A 26,434-nucleotide genomic window follows, 5' to 3' on the forward strand; every position below is an offset into this window, starting at 1 on the left:
CGTAGACATGCAGCGAGATATACAGCCACCAGAAGGTCGCGCCTAGCATGGCGGTGGCAAACACGCCGCCCAGCCAGGCGCCGCGCCGCCACGAAGTGGCGCCGTCGAGCTGGCCGGCCAGCAACGCCAGCGCCAGCAGCTGCAAGGCGCCCGACGGCTGGCCGGCCGCCAGGCCCGGCAGCGCGGCAAAAGGCCAGGCCATGCTCAGGGCATGCAGGCCTCCGGCGACCAAGACAATGGCGAACTGGAAAATGGACAAGCCGTCGTGCGCAGGTTTTACGGCGCCAGCGCGTCGCCCGGCAGACGGAGAATGCGCAGCGTAGGCGTCGGAAACGCCAAGCGAAGCGGCCTTCATGCGACCCAAGCCCCTGCGCTGCGTCACAAGGCGTCAGGCGCGGTCTCTGACGCCGCTGCGGCAGCCGCCGGCGACACCTTGAACCAGCGCACCGCGCCGCCCTTGGTGTGCAGCACGGTGAAATGCAGGCCGGCCAGCGCGTAATGCTCGCCGCGCTTGGGCACATGGCCCATTTCATGCGCGACCAGCCCGCCTATGGTTTCAAAGTCGGTCTCGGGAAGCTGCACCTCGAACGACTCGTTGACCCGTTCGATGGAGGTGTCACCACTGACGCGGTAGGTGTGGTCGGTCAGGCCGAAGATGTCGCCATCGTCTTCCTCGATGTCGAACTCGTCTTCAATTTCGCCAACGATTTGCTCCAGCACGTCCTCGATGGTGATGAGGCCGGCAACGCGACCGAACTCGTCAATCACGATGGCCAGATGATTGCGATTGCCCCGGAACTCGCGCAGCAGCTCGTTCAGCCCCTTGCTCTCGGGCACGAAGACGGTGGGCCGCAACAGCGCACGCAGGTTCAGCTCTGGGGCGCGCTGCATCTTCAGCAGATCCTTGGCCAGCAGGATGCCCAGGATGTTGTCGCGCGTGTCTTCGTAGACCGGGAAGCGCGAGTGGCCGGCGTCGATCACCAGGCCGAGCAGCTCGTCGTAGGGCGCGTCAATGTCCAGCAGGTCCATGCGCGGGGCGGCCACCATGGCGTCGCCGGCCGACAGCTCGGCCATGCGCAGCACGCCTTCCAGCATCTGGCGCGACTCGGGCTCGATCAGCTCGCGCTGCTCGGCGTCGGCCAGGGTTTCGATCAGTTCGGACTTGGAGTCGGGGCCGGGGTGCAGGAACTCCAGCATGCGCTCCAGCAGGCCGCGTGCCTCGGGCGGGTGTTTGGCGGCCCCGCGAACTGGGGGCCGGCCTGAATGCGGTTCGCTCAAGGGGGCTGTCGGGATATTGCGGAAAGGACAGAATAGCCGATTGGTTTGACAAGACCTTGTCCTGGGGCGCCTAGCCCCTATATCTGCTGCCTTGCTTTAAAACGGCCCCACCATGTCCACTGCTGCCCAAGGGCTCATCCCCGCCACCATCCTCACGGGCTTTCTCGGTGCCGGTAAGACCACGCTGCTCAAGCGCGTGCTGACCGAAGCCCATGGCCAGAAGATCGCCGTCATCGAGAACGAGTTCGGCGAAGAGAACATCGACACCGAGATCCTCGTCTCGGACACCAGCGAGCAGATCATCCAGATGAACAACGGCTGCGTCTGCTGCACGATCCGCGAGGATCTGCGCACGACGCTGAGCGACCTGGCGGCCAAGCGCCGCAAGGGGGAGCTGAAGTTCGACCGCGTCATCATCGAAACCACCGGCCTGGCCGACCCCGGCCCCGTCGCCCAGACCTTCTTCATGGACGACGAGATCGCCGAGGCCTATCTGCTGGACTCGGTGCTGACGCTGGTGGACGCCAAGCACGCCGAAGAGCAGCTCGACAGCCGCCAGGAAGCGCGCATGCAGGTCGGGTTTGCCGACCAGCTCTTCATCAGCAAGAGCGACCTGGTTGAGCCGGCGGCCGTGGAGGCGCTGATCCACCGCCTCAAGCACATGAACCCGCGTGCGCCCATCCAGACGGCGCATTTCGGCGAAGTGGCGCTCAGCAAGGTGTTCGACCTGCGCGGCTTCAACCTGAACGCCAAGCTGGAGATCGATCCGGATTTTCTGAACGCCGACGCGCATGACCACCATGGCCATGATCATCACGATCACGAGCATGGTGAGCATTGCGACCACCCCCACCACCATGCGCACGACGATGATGTGAAGAGTTTCGTGTTCCGCTCCGACAAGCCCTTCAATCCGGCCAAGCTGGAGGATTTCCTGGGCGCCATCGTGCAGGTCTACGGCCCGAAGATGCTCAGATACAAGGGTGTCCTACACATGAAAGGCACGGAGAAGAAGGTCATCTTCCAGGGTGTGCATCAGATGATGGGTTCTGATCTCGGCCCCAAGTGGATGCCGGGAGAGAAAAAGCAGAGCAAGATGGTGTTCATCGGCATTGATTTGCCGAAGGACGTATTGATGCAAGGTCTGGAAGGTTGTCTGGCGTGATGTTTTTAGCCCGCGATGGCCTTCTTTCGGAGCTTCGCGGGCGCTTCGATCCTCATGGCTACAATCCGCCGCGCTCAAAGTTGGGCAGCAGGCTGGAAAGCAGTGGGATCAAGGTCTGACACCGCGCCGATGCAAGCCCTGAGCGAGGAGAAGACTGTGAGCAAGACCCCGTCCCCGAAATCCGCATCCAAGGGTGCGAAGAAGAATGATCCTGGCGCCGACGTGGCAATGATGGAGTTGCCCGCTCCGGCCAATCGCTTTGCCGACCGCTTCGCGCCGCCGAAGCCGCCTGCGCGTGGTGCCAACCACGAAGTTGACGAGACGCCGCGCATTGCCGCCAAGGGCGACCCCAAGCTCGTCAACGCCTGGAAGAACAAGGCGGGCGCTGAACTGAGCGACGCCGAGATCCTGGCCATGCCGGATGCGGAGTACATGAATGCCAAGCAGATCGAGTTCTTCCGCACCAAGCTGGAAGGCCTGAAAAGCGAGGTGCTGTCCAACGCTGGCGAGACGACCGAGCATCTGCGTGAAGACACGACTATCGTGCCCGACCCGGCCGACCGCGCGACCATCGAGGAAGAGCATGCGCTGGAACTGCGCACGCGCGACCGCGAACGCAAGCTGCTGAAGAAGATCGTCCAGTCCATCATCCGGCTGGACAGCGGCGACTACGGCTACTGCGACGAAACCGGCGAGCCCATCGGCCTGGGCCGCCTGATCGCCCGCCCGACGGCGACGCTGTCGCTCGAAGCGCAGCAGCGCCGCGAGCTCAAACAGAAGATGTTCGGAGATTAAGCTCTCGTCATGACAGAGTCCAAGCCCGCAGACCCCAAGGAAGGCGACAGCTTTTTCCGCAAGGTGGCGCGCTTTGTCGCCAATCCGACGACGGACTGGGCGGAGATCAATTCGCGCCAGGACGACCCCGAGGGCGATCTCGCCAAGGCGGAGCTGCGCGCCATGGTGGAGCGCAAGCGCCGCAACGATTTCGTGCGCAAGCGCGAACTCGACATGCTGCGTCGCATCCGCCGCGAGGGGCTGACGCCTGAGCAGTTGGCCGCGCTGGCCGCGTCGCAGTCCAAGCTTGGCGACGACGAACGTATCAGCGAACCCAGCTCCAAGATCGACCTCGGCGTGAAGGCCAAGATCGACGAGATCGAGCAGCAGATGGTGGGCGAGAGCTTTGCGACGACGCAGGCCGTCCCCCAGCAGCAGCCGGGCTTTTTCGAGACCAGCACCCGGCCTGTCGCCTTTGCTTCGACGAGGTCCGCGCCAGCGGCTATGGAGCCGTCGGGCGCCCGCGTCAGCGAGTTTTCGACCCCCAAGGAGATGCAGCGCCTTTCGGCACCGACGCCTCCCGCCGCCGTCACCATGGGCGCGGCCATCCCGCCGCTGTCCGACTCGCCAGCCAGTCGCCTGCCCGACCTGCCACCGCTGGACATGCCGCTGTCCTTCTCGCTGGCTGAATCCACGGCGCCGGTCGAGGTGCAGGAGCTCGTGCACGACCCGGAGCTGGACGAGGCCGTCATTGCCTTCGCCAATGCCGACTACGACTCCAGCGAGCACGCGCTGACCGAACTCGTGCGCCCGAGCGGCAGCCGCAACCTGCACGGCGAGACCTGGCTGGTGCTGTTCGACCACTACCGCGCGACGGGTGCCCAGGGCAAGTTCGAGGTGCTGGCCGTCGAGTACGCCCAGCAGTTCGGGCTGTCGGCGCCGCAGTGGTTTTCCATGCCCAAGCTGGTGGCCGAGTCGGCACGCCAGGCCAACCGCTCGCCGATGGCCAAGGCCGGTCAGGTCAGCTGGACGGCGCCGTCCACGCTGCGGGCCGAAGACGTGACCGTGCTGCAAAAGCGCGCCGAAACGCTGCCCATGCCCTGGGTTTTCGACTGGGGTGCGCTCGAGCAGGTTGAGATCGAGGCGGCCATCCAGCTGCGCCAGGTGCTGCGCCAGTGGGCCCAGCAGCAGGTCGACCAGCGCTGGATCGGTGGCGACCACTTCCTGACCCAACTCAAGGAACTCGCCCCCGTCGGCGAGCGCGACACCGACCCCGCGCTCTGGATGCTGCGCCTTGAAGCGCTGCGGCTGGCCAACCGGCCGGACCAGTTCGACGAAGCCGCCATCGACTACTGCGTGACCTACGAGGTGTCGCCGCCTTCATGGGAGCGCGCCAAGTGCCGCGTGCGCATCGGCAGCGAAGGCACGTCCACGAACAGCCCCGCAGCCAGCACGATGCAGAGCGAGGCCCATTCAAGCTTCCTCGACACCGGCCTGCTCGACCCGGCCAGTGCGACAGCCCAGGTGGAGCTGCGCGGGCAACTCAGCGGTGACATCTCCGACACGCTGCGCGCCATCGGCAGTGAGGTCGGCGACGCCAGCCTCATCAACATCTCCTGCACCAAGCTGATCCGCCTGGACTTCATGGCCGCTGGCGACCTGTTGAACTGGGTGCTGCAGCGCCGCACAGAGAACCGCATGGTGGTCTTCACCGATGCTCACCGCCTTGTTGCGCTGTTCTTCGGCGCCATGGGCATCAACGAGCATGCCAAGGTGAAAGTGCGGATCAACTGATCTTGCACTGGGGCTAGGGGTTGCATAGGCCCTCGCTGGCCTTATCTGGAGCCTCTATGTCCTCTGATTCCTCCGCCGCCGTCTACCACGGCACCACGATCATCTCCGTGCGCCGCCAGACGCCCACCGGCTGGCAGGTCGCCATCGGCGGCGATGGCCAGGTGACCCTCGGCAACACCATCGTCAAGGCCGGGGCACGCAAGGTGCGCAAGCTCTACCGCGACCAGGTGTTGGCCGGTTTTGTCGGCGCCACGGCCGACGCCTTCACGCTGTTCGAGCGCTTCGAGGCCAAGCTGGAAAAGCACCAGGGCCACCTCGTGCGCGCGGCCGTCGAGTTGACGCGCGACTGGCGCACCGACCGCGTGCTGCGTCGCCTGGAAGCCATGCTCGCCGTCGCCGACCGCACCGCCTCGCTCATCATCACCGGCAACGGCGATGTGCTGGAGCCCGAACAGGGCATCGTCGCCATCGGCTCGGGCGGCGCCTACGCGCAGGCCGCAGCCAAGGCGCTGCTGGCGCACACCGAACTGGGCGCGGCCGACATCGTCAAGCGCTCGCTGGAGATTGCCGGCGAGATCTGCATCTACACCAACCAGAACCACACGCTCGAAATCCTCGAGCCGACCGGCGGCGGCTGAGGGCAGGGCGTGGTCAACGGCCGTTCAGGGCGTGGCGGGCTTGGGCAAGGGCCTCAGCGTGACGCGCACGGCATCGGCGTAGCCGGTCTCGCCGCTCGCTGCGCCGGCACCCGTGCCAACGATGACGCCCCACAGCACGCCAACGGCCAATCCGAAGCCGGCGAGGAGGTCGCCGTTCTTGCTGTCCTTGCGGCTCTGGCTCGCCCCGGCGACCCCGCCGACCAACAGGCCCGCGCCCGCGCCGATCAGCATGTTTCGGCCGGTGGTGCTTTTGCGTTCCAGGCTGGCGTCGCCCGCTTGCTTCCCGTCCTCGCTGGTGCAGCTGATGCGCAGCGGCTCAGCGTCGACGCTGACCGTCGCGACGCCTGGCGCGTTGAGCTGCCAGTCACCCGCGCCGTTGCGCAGCGTGCAGCGCGCAGCACCCACGTCGGCGCATTTCTCATCGGCAACGCTGACGCGCACCGTCTGCAGCTTGACCTTGCCGGCGGTCGCGCAGCCACTGAGCACGAGGGCGGCACAGCTCAGCACCGAGATGCCTCGAACGAGGCGCGTTGTCTTCCTCATCTAACTCTCCCTGACATGGGCGTCAGCCGCCGCAGCACCGGCCGTGTTCTGTGCGGCTCAAGCGTTGCCCGCTTGCGGCAGCGGCACTCTACCTAACATCATGAGCAGTATGACTCCCCAAGAAATCGTCACCGAGCTGGACCGCCACATCGTCGGCCAGCACGCCGCCAAGCGCGCGGTCGCCATCGCCATGCGCAACCGCTGGCGCCGCCAGCAGGTCGACGAGAAGCTGCGCGGCGAGATCACGCCCAAGAACATCCTGATGATCGGCCCGACCGGCGTCGGCAAGACCGAGATCGCGCGGCGCCTGGCCAAGCTGGCGGGAGCGCCCTTCATCAAGGTGGAGGCGACCAAGTTCACCGAGGTGGGCTATGTCGGCAAGGACGTCGACTCCATCATCCGCGACCTCGTCGAGGTGGCCGTCAAGCAGGAGCGCGAAGTGGGCATGCGCCGCTGCCAGGCGCGTGCCGAGGACGCGGCCGAGGACCGCATCCTCGATGTGCTGCTGCCCGGCGTGGAGCCCGACAACGCCACGCGGCAGACCATGCGCAAGCGCCTGCGCGAGGGCCAGCTGAACGACAAGGACATCGAGCTCGACCTCGCCGCGCCCAAGGCCAGCCTGGAGGTGCTGACGCCCTTCGGCAATCAACCCGGCATGGAGGACATGGCCGAGCAGTTGAAGGGCATGTTCAGCCAGTTCGGCGGCAACCAGAAGAAGACGCGCAAGCTCAAGATTGCTGAGGCGATAAAGCTGCTCGTCGACGAAGAGGCTGCCAAGCTCGTCAACGAGGACGAGACCCGCGCGACCGCGCTACACAACGCGCAGGAGATGGGCATCGTCTTCATCGACGAGATCGACAAGGTGGCGTCGCGCGGCGAGCACGGCGGTGCCGAGGTCTCTCGCCAGGGCGTGCAGCGCGACCTGCTGCCCCTCGTCGAAGGCACGACCGTGTCGACAAAATACGGCCTCGTGAAGACCGACCACATCCTCTTCATCGCCAGCGGCGCCTTCCACCTTGCCAAGCCCAGCGACCTCATCCCCGAGCTGCAGGGCCGCCTGCCCATCCGCGTCGAGCTGGACTCGTTGTCGGTGGCCGATTTCGAGGCCATCCTGACGAGCACGCATGCCAGCCTCGTCAAGCAATACCAGGCCCTGCTCGCGACCGAGGGCGTCACGCTGGACCTGCAGCCCGACGCCGTCCGCCGGCTGGCGGAGATCGCCTTCGAGGTCAACGAGCGCACCGAGAACATCGGCGCCCGCCGCCTGGCCACGGTGATGGAGCGGCTGCTCGACGAGATCAGCTTCGACGCGCCCAACCGCTCGGGTCAGACGCTGACGCTGGATGCCGCAGCGGTGGATGCCAAGCTGGCCGCGCTGGCGGCGAACGAGGATCTGTCGCGCTTCATCCTCTGAGGGTCAATGCGATAGCGGCTGGGAACTGCCCGTCCAGCGCAGCAGTTGCATCAGCGACGGCGCCTGTGTCTTGCCGAGCAGGTTGCGCACGTGGCTGCGCACCGTGCTGACGCACAGGCCGAGGTGGCGCGAGGTGGCGTCCACCGGTTCGCCGTCGGCCAGCAGCAGCAGCACATGGCGCTCGGCCTGGCTGAGCCGGCACTGGCGGGTCAGCGCGTCGATGCGCGCGGCCTGGGTCAGGGCGGGCTGGTCCAGCTGCACCGTCAGCAGCACGCTGTCGGCGGGCCAGCCGCAGGCCTTCAGCACGCTGGGCGCGAGCGGCGCCAGGTGCAGCCAGGCCGTTTCGAGCCCGGGTGAGAACCACAGGCCCAGCCGTGCCGACGAACCGGCGCCGGCTTGCAGCAGCAACTGGGCCAGCCGCGTTGCGTCCAGCTGGCCCAGCGCCATCAGGTGGCCAGCCCGCTGGGAGCCCTTGCCATCGAGCAGCAGGCGCTCGGCGCTCGCATTGGCAAACAGCAGCCGCCGGTCCGGCAACGCCACCAGCAGCGGCTGCGGCAGCGCGGCCAGCAGCAGCGCGGGGCCGTCGATGGCGGCCCTGTCCTGGCGGACGGGCACGGGCATGGTGATGAGCACGGCGGTGGCGGTCATGAGGTTCTCCCTGAACGTGGCAATTGGTAACAAGTTTGGTCGCTGCCGCCGGTGATCGCCATCGGCCGAAAGTGCCGTGGGAGGGCTGGGCCAGCATCTTGGGGAAGACCTTGGTCTAGGACCAAAGGCCCAGGCGTGGGACCCGCATGCCGCACCTGCGCCTGACTACCATGGGCGTAACGGAGACAAGCCAATGAAAGTGCTGCTGATCGATGACCATCCGCTGTTCCGGGAGGGCATTGCGCTGCTGCTGAGGCCGCTGGTGCAGCCGCTGGAAGTGCTGCAGGCGGGCAGCTTCGAGGAGGCCCGGGGCCTGCTGGATGACGAAACCGACGTCGACCTGATCCTTATTGACCTCGGCCTGCCCGGCGTGTCGGGCATGCAGGGCCTGCTGCACCTGCGCGTGGACTTTCCCGCGGTGCCGGTGGTGGTGGTGTCGGCCAACGACGACCGCGAGACGGTGCTGGCCACGCTGGACGCCGGTGCGATGGGCTTCATCCCCAAGAGCTCGACGCCGCAGGTGATGATCGCCGCGCTGCGCCTGATCCTCGACCACGGCATCTACCTGCCGCCAAAGGTGTTTATGTCGAGCCAGGCCCCGTTGCCGGCGCCGGTGCTGGCGACGCGGGACGCAGCGGCGCCCGACGTGGCCGGCCGGCGCCGCACGGCGGCCGACCTCGGGCTGACGTCCCGTCAGGCGGAGGTGCTGCACCTGTTGCTGCAGGGCCTGCCGGCCAAGCTGATCGGCCGTCAGCTCGATCTGTCCATCAGCACCGTGAAGGCGCACACGACGGCGGTGCTGCGGGCGCTGAACGTCACGTCACGCACGCAGGCCGTCGTTGCCGCTGGCCGGCTGGGCCTGCGCTTCGACCGCCAGGATGGGTCAGCGTAGGCCCACGCTGCGGAAGTGCCGTGGCGTGGCCTCGCCCGCGCGGCTGAACGCGACGTGGAGCTGCATGCCGTCGGTGTGCAGCATGGCGAAGCCGTCGCCGCTCGGGGCGACGTGCGAGATGACCTTCACGTCAAGCGCACCCTGCTGGAAGTTCTCGTCGAGAGCGAGTTCGCTAGGGCGGCCGTTGGCGAAGGGGAAGGGCGCGTAGAGGCTCGAACTGTGCACGGACAGCAGCTTGACCGGTTTGGCGCCTGGCAGCTCAATGATCGCCTCGGTGACCAGGCTGTGGTGCTCGTCGCCAGACAGGAAGACGGTGTTGCTGATCTGGTGGGCGGCGATGAAGCAGAGCAGTCGCTCCAGCGACGCCGGGAAGCCGTCCCAGGCATCGCTGTGGTCGGCGCCGCTGGATTCGTCCTCGCCGCTCTGGCGCCGGCGCGGCAGGAGCAGCGAGGGGCAGGCGACGAACTTGACCGCGTTGCCCTGAGCCAGCAGCCACCGCTCCAGCGTCTGCAGCCGCGCGTCGCTCATGATGAACTGCTGGCCCGGTGCGAACTTGGAGCCGCGCGGCGAACGCCCCGAGCGGGTGTCGGCCAGGTAGAACGGAAAGCCGGCGTGGTTGAAGGCCAGGTCCGCGGTATCTCCGAACTCGGGCAGCCCATGGTGGGTGCTCATCCGCTGGTATTTGCGGAAGGCCGCGAAGCCGAAGCCCCAGTTCAGCCGGTTGTGCAGCGAATCGATGGGGCGGACCTTTTCAACCGCGCCGGGCGTCGGCTCCCAGTTGTCGACGATTTCGTGGTCATCCAGCAGCATCTGTACCGGCATGCTGCGCAGCAGGCTGCGCATGCCGCTCGCCCGCAAGGCCTTCTGAGTGGGCTGGTCGTAGCGTTCGTCACGGCGCGTCGGGTCCATCAGGCCTGCGGTGGCGTCGGCGTAGACCTGGTCGCCCACCAGCAGCGCCAGGCCCACGGGCAGGGCGCCGTGGGCGGTGTCGGCCAGCCGCTGCAGGCTGACCTGGGCCACCGGATCGTCGAGCAGGCCAGCGGGGTACTGGCAACTGGCCAGGGCGAAACGGGCGCCGTACTGGGGCAGGGTGGCGCCATGCCGCTGCATCGCTACCACCAGTGCTGTGTGGCTGACGTAGGCATCGCGCGGCGTGTCGGGCGCCTGTGCGGCCAGCCAGCGGTGGGCTTGGTCGAGGACCTCGGTGGGCGTTGGGGGGCGCGCGTTCGGCGGTGGTGCGTTCATCGGCGTGCGGGCGGACACCGCCGCCGGCGGCGCGAGCGCCCAGGCGTCCTCGCCCAGCATGGCGTCGTCGCGCGTGTGCACCATGAGCGCCAGATAGCCGGTGCTGGCGGCAGGTGCAGACAAGGGCGGATTGGCGAACAGCCATTGATCGCTGTGGCCGGGCGCCTTGCTCTGGACGATGGCCGTGGCGTCGGTGCCGAGTGTGAACACGCCGTGGCGCTCGCTGACAGGCAGCAGGTAGAGCCTTGCCGCGCCCTGCTCGGGGCGCGACATGCAGGCCAGTGCCAGCGCGAACTGCTCGTTGGGCAGCGCGATGCGCGGGCCTATCCATGGCAGCGTGAACACCAGCGGGTCGGGGGGCGGCGTCTGCCGTTCCGGCAGGGTCACCTTCAGCAGGAAGTCCTCGATGTCCTGGAACACGCGGGCGGAATCCTTGCCGATCAGCACATCCTGATGGCCCATGTCGGCGTAGGGCGCGCGGTCGGTCGGCGGGCTGATGAGCCGCACGCCGGCCTCGCGCAGATGGCGGGCCAGCAGGTCCTGCGTGGCCACGTCGACCAGGCCGTTGTTGGCGCCGTGGATGATCATCGTCGGGATGGCGCCCCAGCGCTCGCGCAGCCGCTTGCGCGTGACGAACTCGCCGCGGCCGCGCTGGTTGGTGATGGCCTGGAAGCGCGCGAAGTGGATGGTCTGGGCGACGGTGTCCAAGTTGATGGGGCCGAACAGATCGTCGATGGCGCGCAGCGTCGCGTCGCTGAGGTTGGCGGCCTCGAAGTCGCGGCCGTAGAGCGCGTCCATGCGGTGGCGTGAGGCGACCCACGGCGTGGCCTTGCAGGGCCAAAGCGGGTTCTCGACGTCATAGTCTGCGTCGGGGTAGGGCAGGCTGGACAGCAGGCGGTCCAGCAACTGGTCCATGACCTTGGGATCGCGCGGCGGGCGGAACTGGTAGCTGTCGTGCATCAGCAGCCGCCGCATCGACTGCAGCAGGAAGGCGCGGAAGATGTTGCTGTCGGTGTAGCGCAGCAGCGGCCCTTTCTGGCTCAGGATGATGCGGTTCACGCAGGGGTGGCCGGTATCGTCTTGCAGCGGCTGCAGACCGTTGAACGCCGCCAGTGTGCCGAGGTGCTCATCGGTCAGCCAGGTGTCGACGCTGAGCTCCGTGCGGCCCTTGCGCACGTCGCGCGGGTCGGTCAGCAGCGCCATGCTGAGCATCACGCAGCCGATGCAGTGGGCCAGCACGTCGACCTTCTGGCCGGTGGCGTTGCGGATGTGCAGCAGTGCCGCCGGGATGTCGATGAGCCCCGCGTCCTCCATCGGCCAGGGGTAGGTGGCGGTCGCCAGCGCAGTGCTGGTGCGCAGGTCCACGACCCACACCTCGCGGCCCTGGCGGCAGAAGAATTCGGCCGCGCTGGGCGCCAGCGATTCGTGCGTGAAGGTGTTGCCGCTGACGCTGTAGCCATGCAGCATGACCAGCGGTGGCTGCTTCACGCCCGGCTTGGCCGACGGATAGCGCGTTAGCCGGATCTTGACGGGCACGTCGCGGCCATTGGTGCAGAAGTCGATCAGCTCCGGCTTGTCCTTGTGCTCGGCCTTGCGCGGGTCGTCGCGGGCGTCTTCGTAGGCGCCGGGCATGCGGTCCACCACCAGCTCGGTGACCTCGGGCGCGTCGGGCAGGCCCTTGATGCGCCGCGGCAGGCGGTCAGGCTCCTGCGTCGACGGTTTGTCGGGCATGCGGAAGGTCCACAGGTGGATGCTGATCAGCACGCGCAGCCACATCAGGCCGAAGCGAGCCAGGTCCAGCAGCGCACGGGCGTGATCCTGCTGCGCCGAGACGCGCAGCAGCGCGATGCCCTGGGTGGCCAGGAAACGCGTGTCCAGTTCCAGGACGGGCGCCGGGCTGAGAAAGCCCATGCGCAGCCCTGGCATGCTCGCCAGCGACAGCCGCGTCAGCTGGTGCCAGGGGTTGGCGCGCCGGTTGTAGGTCAGCCGCTTGCTGCCGGTGATCTGCCCGCCCTGCCATGCCGGTTGCAGCGGGAACTTGGAGGAGATGGTGCCGAGTGTGAGCACGTAGTCGAAGCGGCGCACCTCGCCAGCGCGCGAGGCCATGTTCCAGAGATCCTGGGCGTAGTCGTCGAAGCTCTGCCTGCTGTCGCGGCCGGACTTGTCCGCGAACTCCTGCCAGATGTCGCGCGCGCCGCGGTTGAACAGCCACGGGAATACGGTGCGCAGCCGGCGCCACAGGGGCGATGAGGGCTCGCGGTGCAGGAAGCTCAGTTGGCCGCCCAGCCTGGCCTCGAAGGCGATGTGCTGCCGGCGTTGCGCGTCACTGGCCGTGCGCAGGCCGTGGTTGTCCCAGTCGTCCTGCCTGAAGAGGCGGATGACGGACTTGGCGCCCTCCTTCACGTACACCCGACGGTTCAGCCGTGTGCGCAGCGCCTGCGGCATGACGGGCTCATAGGCCAGCGACAGCTCCACGACATACGGCTCCTCTTCAGCGTCGACCTTCAGCGCCACGCTGCCGGTCAGGCGCTCGACGATCTCGATCTCCGTCGCTCGCAGCGGCTCATGCGGCCGGGTGCCGTCCACCTTCAGCATGCGGCGTGGGCGCGGCGCCGCCGGTGGCGCGGCGGGCCGCGCGACGTAGCGCTGATCCTCGCTGAGCTGTTCGACGGCGCGCAGCGCGGTGGCGGCGATGGTGAGAGCCGGGTTGGCGCCCAGGGAGCCGGGGATGATGGAGCCGTCCAGCACCAGCAGGCCGTCCAGACGCGGCTCGTCGCCCGGTACCGGCTGTTTGCTCGCGTCGAAGACGCGGCCGAACTCATCGACCACGCCGTTCGCAGCCGAGTTGCCCATCGGGCAGCCACCGAGCGGATGTACCGTCAGCACCGGGCCGCGTGGCTGGCTGACGAGCCGTTCCAACTTGGGCGGCAGCAGCCGCCACATCGGGTTGGCGATGAGCTGGGCCTGCCCGCCCATGCGCTTCACGCGTGCCGCCAGTTCCGCGTGGGCCTCTTCCAGCAGCGGGGCATGCCGGGCCTGCGGCCAGCGGATGCGCAGCGTGCCCTGTTCGACGGGCCGGTCGCGCGGTCGAATGGGCAGGGGCAGGTGCAGCGAGCCGGCGGCGTCGTCATGGCCGATGAGACCGACCAGCAGCGTCTTGCGCATGGCCGCGTCGTCGACGGCCAGCGGGTCGATGGCCTTGTCGCCTTCGCCGCCGTGGCGGTGCTCGTCAGGGTCCGGCATTTCGTGGATGACGCGGGCCGTCGTGACGAGCTCCTCGAACAGCGGCTTCAGCGCCCCCGGCACCGAGAACTCCTGGATGCGGAAGGGCCGCTTCGAAACGGCACCGATGGCGCCGACGGAGCCGGTGATCGTGGGCCCGACGCCGCGCTGGTCCAGCGCGACTTCCTCGTCCGCGCAGCCCTGCGTGTCTGCCGGCAGACCGGCCACGGCGGCGATGTTGTCGCCGTTGCAGGAGAACTGCTGGCCGAGCAGCGGCGACGGCAGCAGCTCGTCGGTGCGCGAGCGCAGCAGGATCTCGCTGCTGCCCAGCGTGCCCGCAGCCAGGATGACGACGGGGGCGTAGAGGTGGAGATGCCGGACCTCGCGCTGCTGCAGCGCCGGCGACGTGTGGGCCACCCGCAGCGCCCAGGGGCGCTTGCCGCGCCAGCCCGCGTCCTTCGCGTTGGCCCGGCGCAGCGACAGTACGGTGGCGCCGGTGTAGATCTCCGCGCCGCGCTCGCGGGCCAGCTCCAGCAGGTTGGCGTCCAGGCTGTCCTTGGCGCCCACGTTGCAGCCGGTCATGCAGTCGCCGCAGAGATTGCAGGGCTTCAGCTGCACCTGCGCGTCGTTGGCTTCACCGTCCATGGCCACCGACAGCGGTGGCAGCTCCGCCTTGGCCGTAGACAGGCGGCTCAACGCGAGGGTCTTGGGCAGGCCGTTGCCGCCGGCCTTGGGATGACGCGAGATGTCGTTGGGCAACTGCTGGCCGGCGCGCGTGACGGTGCCGCCCAGCATGCGCTTGGCACGCGCGAAGAAGCCGCCGTTCGCCAGCCCGGCGACCAGCGCGTGCAACGCCGTGCCGGCGGCGAAGTCGGTCAGCGTCGGTTCCAGCAACACGCCCGCGTTGATCAGCGAGCCGCCGCCAAGACCGTTGGCCAGCAGTGCGGCCACATCGTCACCCAGCCGCAGGTCGAACAGGCCTTCGTGCTTGCCGCCCACCCGCCCGGTCTCCTGCTGCCCGAGGCGCAAATGGCCCGGCAGTTCACTGAAGTGTGAGGGGAACTCGCCGGGCAGGTATTCCTTGCCGCGCTCCAGCACGCCGACGCGCAACGGACGCAGCACGCCGTCCTCCATCACCTGTTGCCCGGCGAGCTCCGCTGCGGCCATGCTGCCGCCATAGCCGCTGCCGACGATGAGGACATCGAAGCATCGGGGTTCGAGGGCTTCAACCCAAAGATGGCCCAGTCCTCGTGACAGGCGCAGCGCGCCCTCGCTACCCGCCGCGGCGGGTTTGTTGAAGTTCTTCATGTTCCTGCACCTCCCTGGTGTGAACGTGGGTCGACTCAGTCGCTCTTCGGTCTCAGCACTTTCAGCAGGGCGGGCAAGCCCACCGGCTTGATCAGCACCGGCACACCGGTCGCATGGGCGGCGCTCAGGCGCTCGGGCGCCGTGTCGCCGGTGATGAAGGCCGTGATGGCGTGGGGTTCGATCAACCGCAGCTGCTCGAGCACCTCGATGCCGCACTCGCCGCCGCGCAGGCGCAGGTCCGACAGGATGGCGTCCACGCCGCCGGCGGCGACGATGTCGGCCGCCTGCGCGCCCGATTCCGCCACCTGCACGCGGCAGCCCAGCGCGCCCAGTAGCGCGCGCATGCTGTTGCGGATGATGGCCTCGTCGTCGATGACCAGCACTGACAGGTCGCGCAGATCCACCGGGCCGGCCACCGGCGCCGGCCGGCCCTCCGCAGTGGACAGCGGCAGGCGCAGCGTCACGGTCGTGCCCGCTCCCGGCGCCGACGCGAGCGACAGCGGCACGCCCAGCAGGCCGCACAGGCGCTGCACGATGGACAGGCCCAGGCCCAGGCCCAGGCCCTTGGTGCGGTCGCGCTCGACGTTGGCCACCTGGTAGAACTCGCGGAACACATGCGCGTGCTCATCGGCGGCCATGCCGATGCCGGTGTCCGAGATGGCCAGCACTGCGTCGTCGCCGACATGCTGCAGCGACAGGCTCACCCGGCCGCCGGCCGGCGTGAACTTCAGCGCGTTGTCGGTGAGGTTCTGCAGCACGCGCGCGAACAGCGCCTCGTCGGTCAGCGTCGTCATGCGCTCGCTGCACTGCAGCGTCAGCTCGATGCCGCGCTCCGCTGCCACGCCGTGCATAGCCTCGCCGTGCGCGATCAGCAGCGCGTCCAGCCGGCACGGCGCCAGCCGGGGCATGACGGTGCCGGCATCGAGCTTGGAGATGTCCAGCAGACTGTCGAGCTGCTTGGACAGCGTCTGGTTGACCGAGTCCAGCAGCTTGATGGTCTCGGCGCTGTCGCTGTCAACGTTGCGCAGCATCAGCACCGCCACGAGCACGGTCATCGCATGGATAGGCTGGCGCAGGTCATGGCTGGCGGCAGCGAGGAACTGCGTCTTGGCGCGGTTGGACTCGTCGGCGCGTTCCAGCGCGCGGGTCAGCTCTTCATTGAGCTGCTGCTCGCCGTGGCGGTAACGGCTGGACGCCTCGAAGGTCTCGTTCACCTGCCGCCCCAGGCTGATGAGGAAGAGCAGGAAGACGAGGATCAGCGCGCCCAGGCCCCAGGCGCCCATGTCCGCATGCCGCGCGCCGACCCACATCCATGCCGCTGCGAGCGGCACCAGCATGGGCGCCGCAAAGGCGAGGAACAGCGAGCGGTAGCCCGAGGTGGTGACGGTCGACGCCGTGGCGGTCGTCAGCAGCACGATCGACACGGCCGCGCGGTCGGTGGCGTTGAACTGCTGGAAGTCGCACAGCGGCAGCGCCATCAGCACGCCGTTGACGGCCAGCAGCGCGGCGATGCGGCGCATGGAGCCGCCCGGCGGCGCGGCGTGCACGAACCTGGGCGTGTAGCGCATGCGCCAGCTGGTCACCAACAGCACGATGCCTTCCCAGAGCATGGCGATGGGCCGGTTCGGTTCGACCCGGTTGAACCAGATGGCGGCGATCAGCGTCGCGCCCAGCAGCATGCCGATCTGCGCGCGGCGGCTCTGGCCGAGGAAGGTCTCCTCGAAGCGTTGATGGATGTAGGCCAGCACCAGCGGGCTGGGCGCCTCTCGGCGGGGTTCGGATCGCACGGATGAAGGCTCCTGCGGCCCCCTGAGACCGCCCGTTCGGCGCGATGCATGATCCGGGCCGTGCAGGTGCCGGTCAAGGCAGGCAAGCCCTGACACGTTGCGCTTGTGGCGGCCTGGCCGCGCCGGCGTGGCCGTCACGGCGACGCTGCGCCCGGGCGGGCCAAAGGGCTGCAGGCAGGGTGGCGCGCAATGAGCGGGCGGCGGCGTGGCATCGGCCTTCCTGAGGTGCCGCCCGGGTTGCGGGAGGGTCTTGTGCGGCGCCGCCGCGAGCATGTCGAGACCGGCCGCACCTGGCATCCTCAGAACTGAGAGGCCGGCGCATCCGCCGCGCGCCGCCCGAGCTGCTTCGTCGCTGCCGCGTCAGCCCCGCGCCGCCGCCAGCGCCAGCAGGCCGTCGAAAATCAACCCTTCGATGAGCTCATGCGGCGCATCCAGCGCCGGCGCCACCTTCCACCCCGCGCCGCCGGTCATCAGCAACAACGGCGTGCGGCCTTCGCGCAGCGTGAGCAGGCGGTGCATGTGCTCAATGGCGCCGGTGATGGCAAACGTGCCACCGGTGGTCAGCGCGTCGCTGGTGTTGGTGGGAAAGTCGCGCACCTCGCCAGTCGGCACGCGCAGGCCTGCCGTGCCGCCTTCCAGCGCGCGCAGCATGATGCCGTGGCCGGGGAGGATGAGGCCGCCGAGGAACTGGCCGTCGGTGGAGACGGCGTCGACCGTCACGGCGGTGCCGACCATGACGGTCAGCAGCGGGCCGTCGAAGCCACGCTGAAGGGCATGGGCGCGCGCGCCGATGACGGCCACCCAGCGGTCGGCGCCCAAGCGGGTCGGGTGGTCGTAACCGTTGCGGATGCCGGCCGCCTCGGTGGAGGGCACAACCCAGCGCGGGGTCAGGTCCCAGTGCTCCATCTGCTCCTCGACGCGGCGGCGCACGGCGTCGCCTGCGACATTGCTGCCCAGCACGCGCGTGGGTGGGGTCAGGGCTTGCCAGTCTTCGTCGGCGAGGCGGTCGATGTTTTCAAGGAAGACAGCGCCGTGCTGGAGCGGTGCGCTGCCGGGCTGGGCGCCTTCCGGGTAGGCGGCCCATTTGAGCCGGGTGTTGCCGATGTCGATGGCCAGAAAGCTCATGGGGGGCCGTGCCGTGAACGATGCCGCGAGCCTACCAGCAGGTTTTCGCGCGCCGCAGGGGGTTTCTGCTTCAATCAAAAGTTCCCCCGCCCACCCTCATCCGTCAGGAGACCTCCTCATGCTGCGTCGTCTACGCATCCAAGCTCGGCTCTGGCTGGCCTTCGGCATCATCCTGACCATGACGGCGCTGCTGGTGGCCGTCGGCGGCTTCGGGTTGAACGTGTCGCAGAAGGCGATTCAGGGCATCACGCAGAAGCTCATCCCGGCCTCCAACATCACGGTCGCCGCGCGCAGCCGGCTTCTGGAGAGCAAGACGGCGACGTCGACGCTGGTCGCTTCCATCTTCAACAAGGACGGCACGAACCGCGCCCGCAAGGAGTGGGACACCGCTCAGGCGGGCCTGGACAAGGCTATGGACGACTTCGGCGGCATTTCCACCGAGGAGAAGAGCAAGGAGGCGCTCGTCAAGTTCCGCGCCCTGATAGCGGATTACCGCAAGATCGTCGGGCCGGTGGCCGACAAGCTTGCCGCCGATGGCTACGCCGATGCCCAGGCCGCCCAGGAGGACATGAAGTCGGGCGACGTCGCCTACGACCCGGCGGTGGCGATGCTCACCAACATCGAGGGCGAGCTGAGGAAGCGTGGCGACGATGTCTTCACGAAGGTCGAGGGCCTGGTCAGCAGCCTCTTCGTGGGCCTGCTGGTGGCGTTCATCGTCTGCATCATCATCGGCGGCGTGCTGGCCGTGCTGATCTCGCGTTCCATCATCGGCCCGCTGGTTGCGGCCAAGCGCTTCGCCGAACGCATGGCCGAGGGTGACCTGTCGCGGGCACCCGAGGCGAGCGGCACGGATGAATCGGCCGAGATGATGCAGGCGCTGGCGGCGATGCAGAAGTCGCTGTCCGAGATCGTCGGCCAGGTGCGTGAGTCGGCCGAGAGCATCCAGGTGGCGTCCGCCGAGGTGGCCACTGGCAACATGGACCTGTCGCAGCGCACCGAGCAGACGGCCTCCAACCTGCAGCAGGCCTCCAGCGCGATGACGGAGCTGACCGGCACGGTCGGCCAGAGCGCCGACTCCGCGATGACGGCCAAGCAGCTGGCCGGCGCTGCCGCCGAGACGGCCGGCCGTGGCGGCGCAGTGGTGTCGCGCGTGGTCAGCACCATGGGCGAGATCAATACCGCCAGCAGGAAGATCGCCGACATCATCGGCACCATCGACGGCATCGCCTTCCAGACCAACATCCTGGCGTTGAACGCGGCCGTGGAAGCGGCGCGGGCCGGTGAGCAGGGTCGCGGCTTTGCCGTGGTGGCGGGCGAAGTGCGATCGCTGGCCCAGCGCTCGGCGGAAGCCGCGCGCGAGATCAAGGGGCTGATCAATGCCAGCGTCGAGCGTGTCGAGGCCGGCACCCACCTCGTCAACGACGCCGGCGCGACGATGACCGACATCGTCGGCTCGGTGCAGCGCGTGACCGACATCATTGGCGAGATCAGCGCCGCAGCCCTCGAGCAGAGTCAGGGCATCGCCCAGGTCAACGGCACCGTGACGGAGCTCGACCAGATGACGCAGCAGAACGCTGCTCTGGTGGAGGAGTCCGCCGCCGCCGCTCAGTCGCTGAAGGAGCAGGCCGTGCGGCTGGCGGGGTTGGTGAGCAGCTTCAAGCTGAGCTGACGAGTAGCCGGCAAGCTGGCGCCGGTTAGGCATGCGGTTGATTTCGCCGCCAGGGCTATGGCGCTCGCGTGTGCGTTGAGTAGCCCTGTCGCTTCCGCTTCGCAGCAGTTGCCGACGCTCGCAACGATCTTCCGCCGACTGCTGCCGGCCATCTGCTGACTTCCGCCAGCATGGGCCGAGCACCCGCTTGAGACTGACTCCGGCTGGTCAGTTCGGGCCGTCGAGATTCCGCTGTGATCGAGGGCAGATGATCGTGACACTTCGACTCGAGCGGCAGCTTCGCTTTAACGGGGAAACCAGTGGATGTCCATTCAGAGGCGCCGACTTCGTTCAGGGAGATGTAGGCCAGCGAAGAGCGAGGGCCGGTAGCATATTCACAACGGAGCTGAAGTGGACAACCTTGCTCTGCCCACGGATAACGGGCTCCGTGTGTTCTTCGGCTTGCCGCCGATTCTGACAAAGCCGGTCTCTACTTGCGGTGACGCGGACCACGTCAGAGCCATCCGACATGGACTGCGACCCGATGGGCACGATAGTCGCCATGATCACCGGCCTCTGTCACGGCGTACTCGCACTCATTCAGACGCAAAGACAGCCCGACAACGCGCGGCAGTTGCGCATGCTGAGCCCCGTGCCCTTCGGCATGGCCGCGCTGACGGCGGTGAAGTTCTTTCCTCTGACGTCGTGAGGCCGCGTCAACTCGTCGCGGCGGCCCTGCTCGCGCAACAACTGCGTCGCCTGATGTCCATCCGAAGGCACGAACTTCGTTCAGTGAGACAGGACACAGCGAACAGCGCTGGTTGTCGACCTCTTCACAACGGAGTTGCAATGAACAGTCTTGCTCGGCGCACGGCTCGCGGCCGTCGCGATGGCGTCCGGTTTGCGTCGCCGGCGGCGGCCTGCGTGTTGAATCACGCGCACTCGGCCTGGCCCAAGGCACCCTCCACCGGCACGGTGAAGGCGGCCTCGATGACGGTGCGTCTGCACCACCGCTCTGGAATGTTCAGAGGCAGTGCACCGTTCGCGATGCTTGCTGCTGCACTTCTCGTTTTGGCTTGCCTCGGTCTTTGCGGCTGCGGGGGCAGTTCATCGGGCGACGAGGCATCGGCCGTCGCCGGCACAGTCGTGACGCCGGCCAAGATGAATGATGAGGACCTCAACACGATCCTCTTTCAGGCCCGCGAAGGCGACACCATCACGCTGCCGGCGGGCAAGTACCTCTTCAATCGCTCGCTCAAGCTGAGCGTCAACAACGTCACCCTGCTTGGCGCCGGCGACGGCTCCGACACGGCGAGCAGCACCATCCTGTCGTTCAAAGGAGCGGCCGACAGCAACGGCGTCGAGGCCCGTTTCGTCCAGGGCGTGACGCTGAAGAGGTTCGCGGTCGAGGACGCGGCCGGCAACGCCGTCTTCGTGACCAACTCGACGGATGTCGTGATCGACACGGTGCGCGCTGAATGGACCACCGACCCGGCGCACACATCGCGGATGTTCTACGGTCTGTACCCGGTGGCATGCGACAACGTCCTGATCACGAACAGCGTTGCCGTCGGTGCCAACGATGCGGGCGTCTACGTCGGTCAGTCGAAGAACATCAGGGTGACAGGCAACGAGGCCTATTCGAACGTGGCCGGCGTCGAGATCGAGAACTCGCACAACGCCGTCGTCGAGAACAACAATGTCCACGACAACTCGGCCGGCGTGCTCGTCTTTGCAGTGCCTGGCGCATTTCGCTTCGCTGACAACGACGGTGTATTGGTGCGCAAAAACACGGTCGTCGGCAACAACCGGCCGATCCCCGGTACCGCCTCGGGAGTCGTTCGGGGCGTTCCGCCGGGAACGGGCGTGATGATCATGGCGGCGCAGAACACCGAAGTTACGGCCAACACAATCGCGCACCAGAGCACGGCCGCCGTGCTGGTACTGAGCTTCCAGTCGACGGGCCTGTTCTTCGACCCGACGCAGTTCGATCCCTATGTGCGCGGGGCCTACGTCCACGGCAACACGGTCAGTGACTTCGGCAGCCAGCCCGCCGGTGCGTTCGCCGATCCGGCCGGTCTCGCTCCGGTCGTCAGCGGCTTGTTCGCATCGCTCGCTGCGAATGGGCTACCGCAACGCATGGCGGCGGTGGTCTGGGACGGAATTGTCGACCCGACGACCGGAACGACCGGTGCCCAAGGCGAGGGCGGAGAGTACGGTGGCAACCAGCGGGTCTGCTCCGACACGAACGACATCGACATCCCCATCATCCCAGCGCAGATGTCATACGAGAACATCGATTTGGATCTTTTAGCCCTGCTTCAAGGTTTGTCGAGCGAGCCGATCTTTCCCTTCCCGCCGCGCCTCGCCTGCACGATCACGTTGCCCACGGTTACCGGGCTGCCATGAGCCAGCAAGAGGTCAATGCATGACACAGCCGAATTCGATCCCCAATCGAGCGCGCACGGCACTGGCGTGCATTGCCGCCGCAACCGTGCTGGCCGCCTGCGGCGGAGGCGACTCGACCGATATGGGGTCGGTCCAGATCTTCGACCAGCGCACGGCGCCGCAGAAGCTCTCCGACTGGCACCTCATGTCCAACGACGGCAAGAAGCTGACGCTCAACTCGGGCGTCGTCCCGTACGACCTGAACTCTTCGCTGTTTTCCGACTACGCGTTCAAGCTGCGAGCCGTCTATGTGCCACCCAGCAAACAGATCGCTTACAAGGCCGACGGCACGTTGGATTTCCCGATCGGCACGGCAATCACGAAGACGTTCTACTACCCGAGGGCCGCAAGTGCCGACGCGGCCTATGTCGGCGTGGCTCGGCAGTCCCAGGCGGTGCAGGGAGATTCCATCGACTTGGCGAGCAACTTCCTGGTCGAAACTCGAATCCTGGTGCTTCAGCCCGACGGCACGTGGTCCGGCCTTCCCTACGTATGGGACGCCGACCAGAAGGACGCCACCCTCAAGGTCGGTGGCAAGGACGTCCAGCTCGAGCTGGTGGCGGCAGACGGTTCCAGCGAAAAATTCAGCTATGGAGTGCCCAACGCACAGGCCTGCCAGCAGTGTCATTCGACACAGACCGCGGGAGGCGCGGGCATCCTTCCCATCGGTCCCAAGGCACGCAACCTGAACAAGACCTACGCGTACGGCAACGGCGTCGCCGAGAACCAGCTCGTGCACCTGGCCGGGCTCAAGCTCCTCGCGGGATTCAGCGGACTCACTGGCGCTCCGGCCAATGTTGATTGGCGCGACACCACCCAAGGCCTGGAGGCGCGCGCGAAGGCCTATCTCGACGTCAACTGCGCTCACTGCCACAGCGCGCGCGGGTCGGCGTTCCAGAGCGGACTGATGCTTGACTTCGACACCATCGGCGCGTCCGCGCCGTCGACCGCGCGGTGGGGCGTATGCAAGCAGCCGCTCGCCTATGGCGGACCGGGCCTGCCCTACGTCTATGACATCGTGCCCGGCCAAGCCGATGTGTCGTTGCTTCTCTATCGCCTGAGTCACACCACAACGGGCGACGTGATGCCGCCGATCAGCCGCAGGGTTAACCACGCAGAGGCAATCGCGCTGATGCGTGACTGGATCAGTCAGATCGCTGGGCCGGCGTGCTACTGAGCTGCGAGCTATTCGAACGACGCAACGGGGCGCGGATGCCGCCGGCTCGTCACGGCCGATTTTGTTGAAGAGTCGGCCCAACAAAGTCGATCGGCGCGCGAGCAAAACGCGACCTCTCAGATGGTCCGCCAAGGTCATGCGCGCTGGACAACAGCGGCCCGGCGAACTTATGGCAAGTGAAGGATGCTGCTGCACCAAATTTGTACCGCCGGCGCGCTGATCTCCAGCCGCTGCGCGGCACGCGCGAAGCTGCCTCCCTCCACAGAGGCCACGAAGTATTTGAGTGCCTTGAGCTTGTCCATAGTGCTGTTCTCCATCGGCGTGCCAGAAGGGTGCATAGACAAAAGGCTAACGCTGGATGCAGTCCGCGATCGCTTTCCAGCCGCCTGCAACCTTTCTACAGTGAAGCCGGCAGCGAGCAGGTCGGGCTTCAAACCGGCGGCGAGCCACTTGACCGTGATGTCAGCTGCACGGGTCACGCCCGTATATCAGCAATTCCGGGTCGCCGGGGCTGGCGCCGACCAGCGAGACGGTGTGTGGGTCATGCCGGGACTTCCTCAGGCGTGGTGGCGACCAGCCGGCGCAGCGTCGGCAGGCAGGAGCCGCATTGCGTGCCGCAGCGCTTCTCGCCCTGCAATTGGGCCAGGCGTTCGGTGGGCGTGCCGCTGCAGCGGGTCAGCGTCAGGCGGATGACGTCCTCGCGCACGTCGAAGCAGTTGCAGACCTGTGGGCTGGGGGCAGCGCCCGGGTTAGTGGGCGGCGCGCCGGGCGACAGCAGCCAGCGGCCGACGGAGGAGGCGGCCGTGCGTTCACGCCAGAGGTCGACGAGCCAGGCGCCTTCGTCGTGCTGGCCGACGCGCAGCAGGGCTTGCAGTGGCGCAGCCTGCAGGTCATCGCCGTCGAGTTTGAGCAGGCGCAGCCGGCCGCGTCGGGCATCGGCGTAGCGCAGCACGGCGGGGCTGTTCAGGCCCAGCACGGCGGCGAGTTCGTCAACCAGCTCGGGCGACGGCGTCTCGGCGCAGGCGGCCTCGAAAGCCCAGCCGACCTGGTCACCGCGTGCGGGCTCGGGCAGGCAGTGGGCATAGCCGAAGTGGGGCATCAACGCGCGCAGCCGTTCCCGCAGTCGCTGGCCGTCTTCCGGCGCAACCCAGGCGCAGGCGCTGAGGCGCCAGGGCAGGTGGGCCGGCTCGATGGCGACGGCGCTGAACTTCAGCTCGGGCTGCTTGGAGTCGGGGCAGAAGGCGCCCTGTGTCACGGCGTTGACGCCGAACTGCGCACCGATGAATTCGTCGCCCCAGTGCATGGCGATGTCGGCGCCGGCCGGCGCCACGTTCGCGTCGAGCTTGAGCGGCAGCACCAGCTCGCCGCGGCTGGAGCGCACGTGCACGAGGGCGCCTTCGGCCAACTGGTGGCTGGCGGCGTCGCCGGGGTTGATGCGCACCAGCGGCCGGCCCTCGTGGGCGAACAGGCGCGGCACGCTGCCGGTGCGGCTCATGCCGTGCCACTGGTCGCGCATGCGGCCGGTCGTCAGCGCGAATGGGCGGCTAGGGCTGGCCGTCTCGGCGGTGGCCTGGTAGGGCTTGGCGATGAAGCGGGCGCGGCCGTCGGCAGTGGCGAAGCGGCCGTCGGTGTACAGGCGCGCCGTTGGCCCGGTGACATACGGCCATTGCTGCGGGCCTTCGGTGTCCAGCGTGGCCCAGCTGAGGCCGGTGATGTCGAGGTCGCGGCCGCGCGTGGCGGCGCGGTGTTCGAGCCAGAGTTCCTCGGCGCTGTTGGCGGTGATGCGCGGCGGGCGGCCCAGGCCGGCGTCGATCAGCGCGGCGATGTCGCGCACGATCTGCCAGTCGGCGCGCGACCCGCCTGCCGCCGGTACGGCCGCGCGCACGCGGCTGATGCGGCGTTCGCTGTTGGTGACGGTGCCTTCCTTCTCGCCCCAGGTGGCGGCGGGCAGCAGGTAGTCGGCGTAGCGGGCCGTGGCCGTGTGGGCAAAGGCCTCTTGCAGGATGACCAGCTCGCAGCGCTCCAGCGCCGCGCGCACGGTGGCCTGGTCGGGCATGGACTGGGCGGGGTTCGTGCAGGCGATCCACAGTGCCTTGATCTCGCCGCGCGCGGCCGCCTCGAACATCTCGACGGCCGTGTGGCCGCGCCGGCTGGGCAGGTCGGTCACGCCCCAGAGCTTGCAGATCTCGGCCCAGTCCTCGGCCTTGCCCGGGTCGCGGTGGCCGGGCAGCAGCGTGGCCATGCCGCCGCTCTCACGGCCGCCCATGGCGTTGGGTTGGCCGGTTAGTGAGAATGGCCCGGCGCCGGGCTTGCCGATCTGGCCGGTGGCCAGGTGCAGGTTGATGAGGGCGGTGTTCTTGGCTGTGCCGGCGCTGCTCTGGTTCAGGCCCTGGCAGTACAGGCTGAGGGAGGACGGTGAGGTGGCGAACCACTCGGCGGCCTGCCATATGTCGGCCTCCGTCACGCCGCAGACCTCGGCCGCGCGGGCGGGCGGCCAGTCGCTCACCAGCGCCTTGAGCGTGTCGAAGCCGTCGGTGGACTGGGCGATGAAGTCGCTCGCCGTCCAGCCGCGCGCGATGACGGCGTGCAGCAGGCCGTGGCACAGCGCCACGTCGGTGCCGGGGCGGATCTGCAGGTGCAGGTCGGCGAGCTCGGCGGTCTCGGTGCGGCGCGGGTCGATGACGATGAGCCGATGCTGCTCATGTCGGCCCTGCTTGTTGCTGCGCGCGTCTTCAAGGCGGCGGAACAGGATGGGGTGGGCCCAGGCCGGGTTGGCGCCGCTGACGAGGATGCAATCGGCCAGCTCGATGTCTTCGTAGCTACAAGGCGGCGCATCGGCGCCCAGCGACTGCTTGTAGCCGACCACGGCCGAGCTCATGCACAGCCGCGAGTTGGAGTCGATGTGCGGCGTGCCGATGACGGCGCGGGCCAGCTTGTTGAAGGCGTGGTAATCCTCGGTCAGCAGCTGGCCGGAGATGTAGACGCCAATCGATTCAGGGCCGTGCGCGGCGCGGATGGCCAGCAGCTTGTCGGCGATCTCGCGGTTGGCGGTGTCCCAGCTGATGACCGCCGGCTGCGCGCCGCGCTCGGCACGGCGTTGCGGCTCGCGCAGGCGCTGATGCTGGAGGACGACCGGCGTGGCCGTCAGGTGCAGGTTGGTGCCCTTGGTGCACAGCCGGCCGAAGTTGGCCGGGTGGTCGGGGTCGCCGCGTACGCCGGTGATTTGCTGGCCGTCGTGCTCGATGACGACACCACAGCCGACGCCGCAGTAGGGGCAAGTGGATTTTGTCTCGTGCATTTTGTGTGC

18 protein-coding genes and 1 pseudogene are annotated in these 26,434 nt (G+C 67.9%); 10 read left to right on the top strand and 9 right to left on the bottom strand.

What is annotated here, in order from left to right; translation table 11 throughout:
* A pseudogene (locus tag ABIS05_RS00005) lies at nt 1–202 on the bottom strand (apolipoprotein N-acyltransferase); the annotation flags it as partial.
* Between the two features lie 176 nt (nt 203–378).
* Nucleotides 379–1,278 (bottom strand): HlyC/CorC family transporter, encoded by a 900-nt coding sequence (locus ABIS05_RS00010; RefSeq protein WP_407074857.1) that lies wholly within the window; start codon nt 1,276–1,278, stop codon nt 379–381.
* 112 nt (nt 1,279–1,390) lie between these two features.
* Here ABIS05_RS00010 and ABIS05_RS00015 point away from each other — a divergent pair, with 112 nt between their 5' ends.
* The 4 genes from ABIS05_RS00015 to hslV all read left to right on the top strand — a co-directional run bounded on the left by ABIS05_RS00015 (nt 1,391) and on the right by hslV (nt 5,649).
* Complete coding sequence (locus ABIS05_RS00015; RefSeq protein ID WP_348011276.1) at nt 1,391–2,443, top strand: GTP-binding protein; 1,053 nt, start codon at nt 1,391–1,393, stop codon at nt 2,441–2,443.
* A 156-nt stretch (nt 2,444–2,599) separates the two neighbouring features.
* On the top strand, nt 2,600–3,238 hold the full coding sequence (gene dksA, locus ABIS05_RS00020; protein WP_348011277.1) for an RNA polymerase-binding protein DksA: 639 nt from the start codon (nt 2,600–2,602) through the stop codon (nt 3,236–3,238).
* A 9-nt stretch (nt 3,239–3,247) separates the two neighbouring features.
* On the top strand, nt 3,248–5,011 hold the full coding sequence (locus ABIS05_RS00025; protein ID WP_348011278.1) for a hypothetical protein: 1,764 nt from the start codon (nt 3,248–3,250) through the stop codon (nt 5,009–5,011).
* A 56-nt stretch (nt 5,012–5,067) separates the two neighbouring features.
* Entirely contained in the window at nt 5,068–5,649 is a 582-nt protein-coding gene (hslV, locus tag ABIS05_RS00030) for an ATP-dependent protease subunit HslV (RefSeq protein ID WP_348011279.1), read from the top strand.
* A gap of 24 nt (nt 5,650–5,673) precedes the next feature.
* Here hslV and ABIS05_RS00035 read toward each other — a convergent pair whose 3' ends face one another.
* Entirely contained in the window at nt 5,674–6,213 is a 540-nt protein-coding gene (locus ABIS05_RS00035) for a hypothetical protein (RefSeq protein WP_348011280.1), read from the bottom strand.
* Nucleotides 6,214–6,313: 100 nt separating this feature from the next.
* Here ABIS05_RS00035 and hslU point away from each other — a divergent pair, with 100 nt between their 5' ends.
* Nucleotides 6,314–7,627 carry an ATP-dependent protease ATPase subunit HslU gene (hslU, locus tag ABIS05_RS00040; protein ID WP_348011281.1) on the top strand — a complete coding sequence of 438 codons (1,314 nt, stop codon included), beginning with the start codon at nt 6,314–6,316 and terminating at the stop codon, nt 7,625–7,627.
* Nucleotides 7,628–7,630: 3 nt separating this feature from the next.
* Here hslU and ABIS05_RS00045 read toward each other — a convergent pair whose 3' ends face one another.
* The gene (locus tag ABIS05_RS00045; protein WP_348011282.1) at nt 7,631–8,275 is read right to left on the bottom strand and encodes a helix-turn-helix transcriptional regulator; all 645 of its coding nucleotides are present in this window, start codon (nt 8,273–8,275) and stop codon (nt 7,631–7,633) included.
* A 193-nt stretch (nt 8,276–8,468) separates the two neighbouring features.
* On the opposite strand from ABIS05_RS00045, the gene ABIS05_RS00050 reads away from it, so the two are divergent.
* On the top strand, nt 8,469–9,167 hold the full coding sequence (locus tag ABIS05_RS00050) for a response regulator transcription factor (protein ID WP_348011283.1): 699 nt from the start codon (nt 8,469–8,471) through the stop codon (nt 9,165–9,167).
* Here ABIS05_RS00050 and ABIS05_RS00055 read toward each other — a convergent pair.
* The 3 genes from ABIS05_RS00055 to ABIS05_RS00065 form a co-directional block, all read right to left on the bottom strand.
* The gene (locus ABIS05_RS00055; RefSeq protein WP_348011284.1) at nt 9,159–14,942 is read right to left on the bottom strand and encodes an alkaline phosphatase D family protein; all 5,784 of its coding nucleotides are present in this window, start codon (nt 14,940–14,942) and stop codon (nt 9,159–9,161) included. The two genes, ABIS05_RS00050 and ABIS05_RS00055, sit on opposite strands and share 9 nt — an antisense overlap.
* Nucleotides 14,943–14,977: 35 nt before the next feature.
* Nucleotides 14,978–16,729 carry a hybrid sensor histidine kinase/response regulator gene (locus tag ABIS05_RS00060; RefSeq protein WP_348011285.1) on the bottom strand — a complete coding sequence of 584 codons (1,752 nt, stop codon included), beginning with the start codon at nt 16,727–16,729 and terminating at the stop codon, nt 14,978–14,980.
* A 360-nt stretch (nt 16,730–17,089) separates the two neighbouring features.
* Nucleotides 17,090–17,854, bottom strand: a complete 765-nt coding sequence (locus tag ABIS05_RS00065; protein WP_348011286.1) for a type III pantothenate kinase — start codon at nt 17,852–17,854, stop codon at nt 17,090–17,092.
* Nucleotides 17,855–17,972: 118 nt separating this feature from the next.
* On the opposite strand from ABIS05_RS00065, the gene ABIS05_RS00070 reads away from it, so the two are divergent.
* The 4 genes from ABIS05_RS00070 to ABIS05_RS00085 all read left to right on the top strand — a co-directional run bounded on the left by ABIS05_RS00070 (nt 17,973) and on the right by ABIS05_RS00085 (nt 23,127).
* On the top strand, nt 17,973–19,523 hold the full coding sequence (locus ABIS05_RS00070) for a methyl-accepting chemotaxis protein (protein WP_348011287.1): 1,551 nt from the start codon (nt 17,973–17,975) through the stop codon (nt 19,521–19,523).
* 541 nt (nt 19,524–20,064) lie between these two features.
* Nucleotides 20,065–20,211: a hypothetical protein gene (locus ABIS05_RS00075; protein ID WP_348011288.1), complete on the top strand. Its 147-nt coding sequence runs from the start codon at nt 20,065–20,067 to the stop codon at nt 20,209–20,211.
* Nucleotides 20,212–20,351: 140 nt separating this feature from the next.
* Nucleotides 20,352–21,911 (top strand): parallel beta-helix domain-containing protein, encoded by a 1,560-nt coding sequence (locus ABIS05_RS00080; RefSeq protein ID WP_348011289.1) that lies wholly within the window; start codon nt 20,352–20,354, stop codon nt 21,909–21,911.
* Nucleotides 21,912–21,930: 19 nt separating this feature from the next.
* Nucleotides 21,931–23,127 carry an SO2930 family diheme c-type cytochrome gene (locus tag ABIS05_RS00085; protein ID WP_348011290.1) on the top strand — a complete coding sequence of 399 codons (1,197 nt, stop codon included), beginning with the start codon at nt 21,931–21,933 and terminating at the stop codon, nt 23,125–23,127.
* Nucleotides 23,128–23,294: 167 nt separating this feature from the next.
* On the opposite strand, the gene ABIS05_RS00090 is transcribed toward ABIS05_RS00085, so the two are convergent.
* A complete protein-coding gene (locus ABIS05_RS00090; RefSeq protein WP_348063199.1) occupies nt 23,295–23,606 on the bottom strand; it encodes a LysR family transcriptional regulator in 312 nt (103 codons plus the stop codon).
* Between the two features lie 62 nt (nt 23,607–23,668).
* Nucleotides 23,669–26,425 (bottom strand): molybdopterin-dependent oxidoreductase, encoded by a 2,757-nt coding sequence (locus tag ABIS05_RS00095; protein ID WP_348011292.1) that lies wholly within the window; start codon nt 26,423–26,425, stop codon nt 23,669–23,671.
* Between the last annotated feature and the right edge of the window lie 9 nt (nt 26,426–26,434).

Origin of the sequence: Roseateles sp. (assembly GCF_039929605.1) — a bacterium.
Lineage (GTDB): Bacteria > Pseudomonadota > Gammaproteobacteria > Burkholderiales > Burkholderiaceae_C > Pelomonas.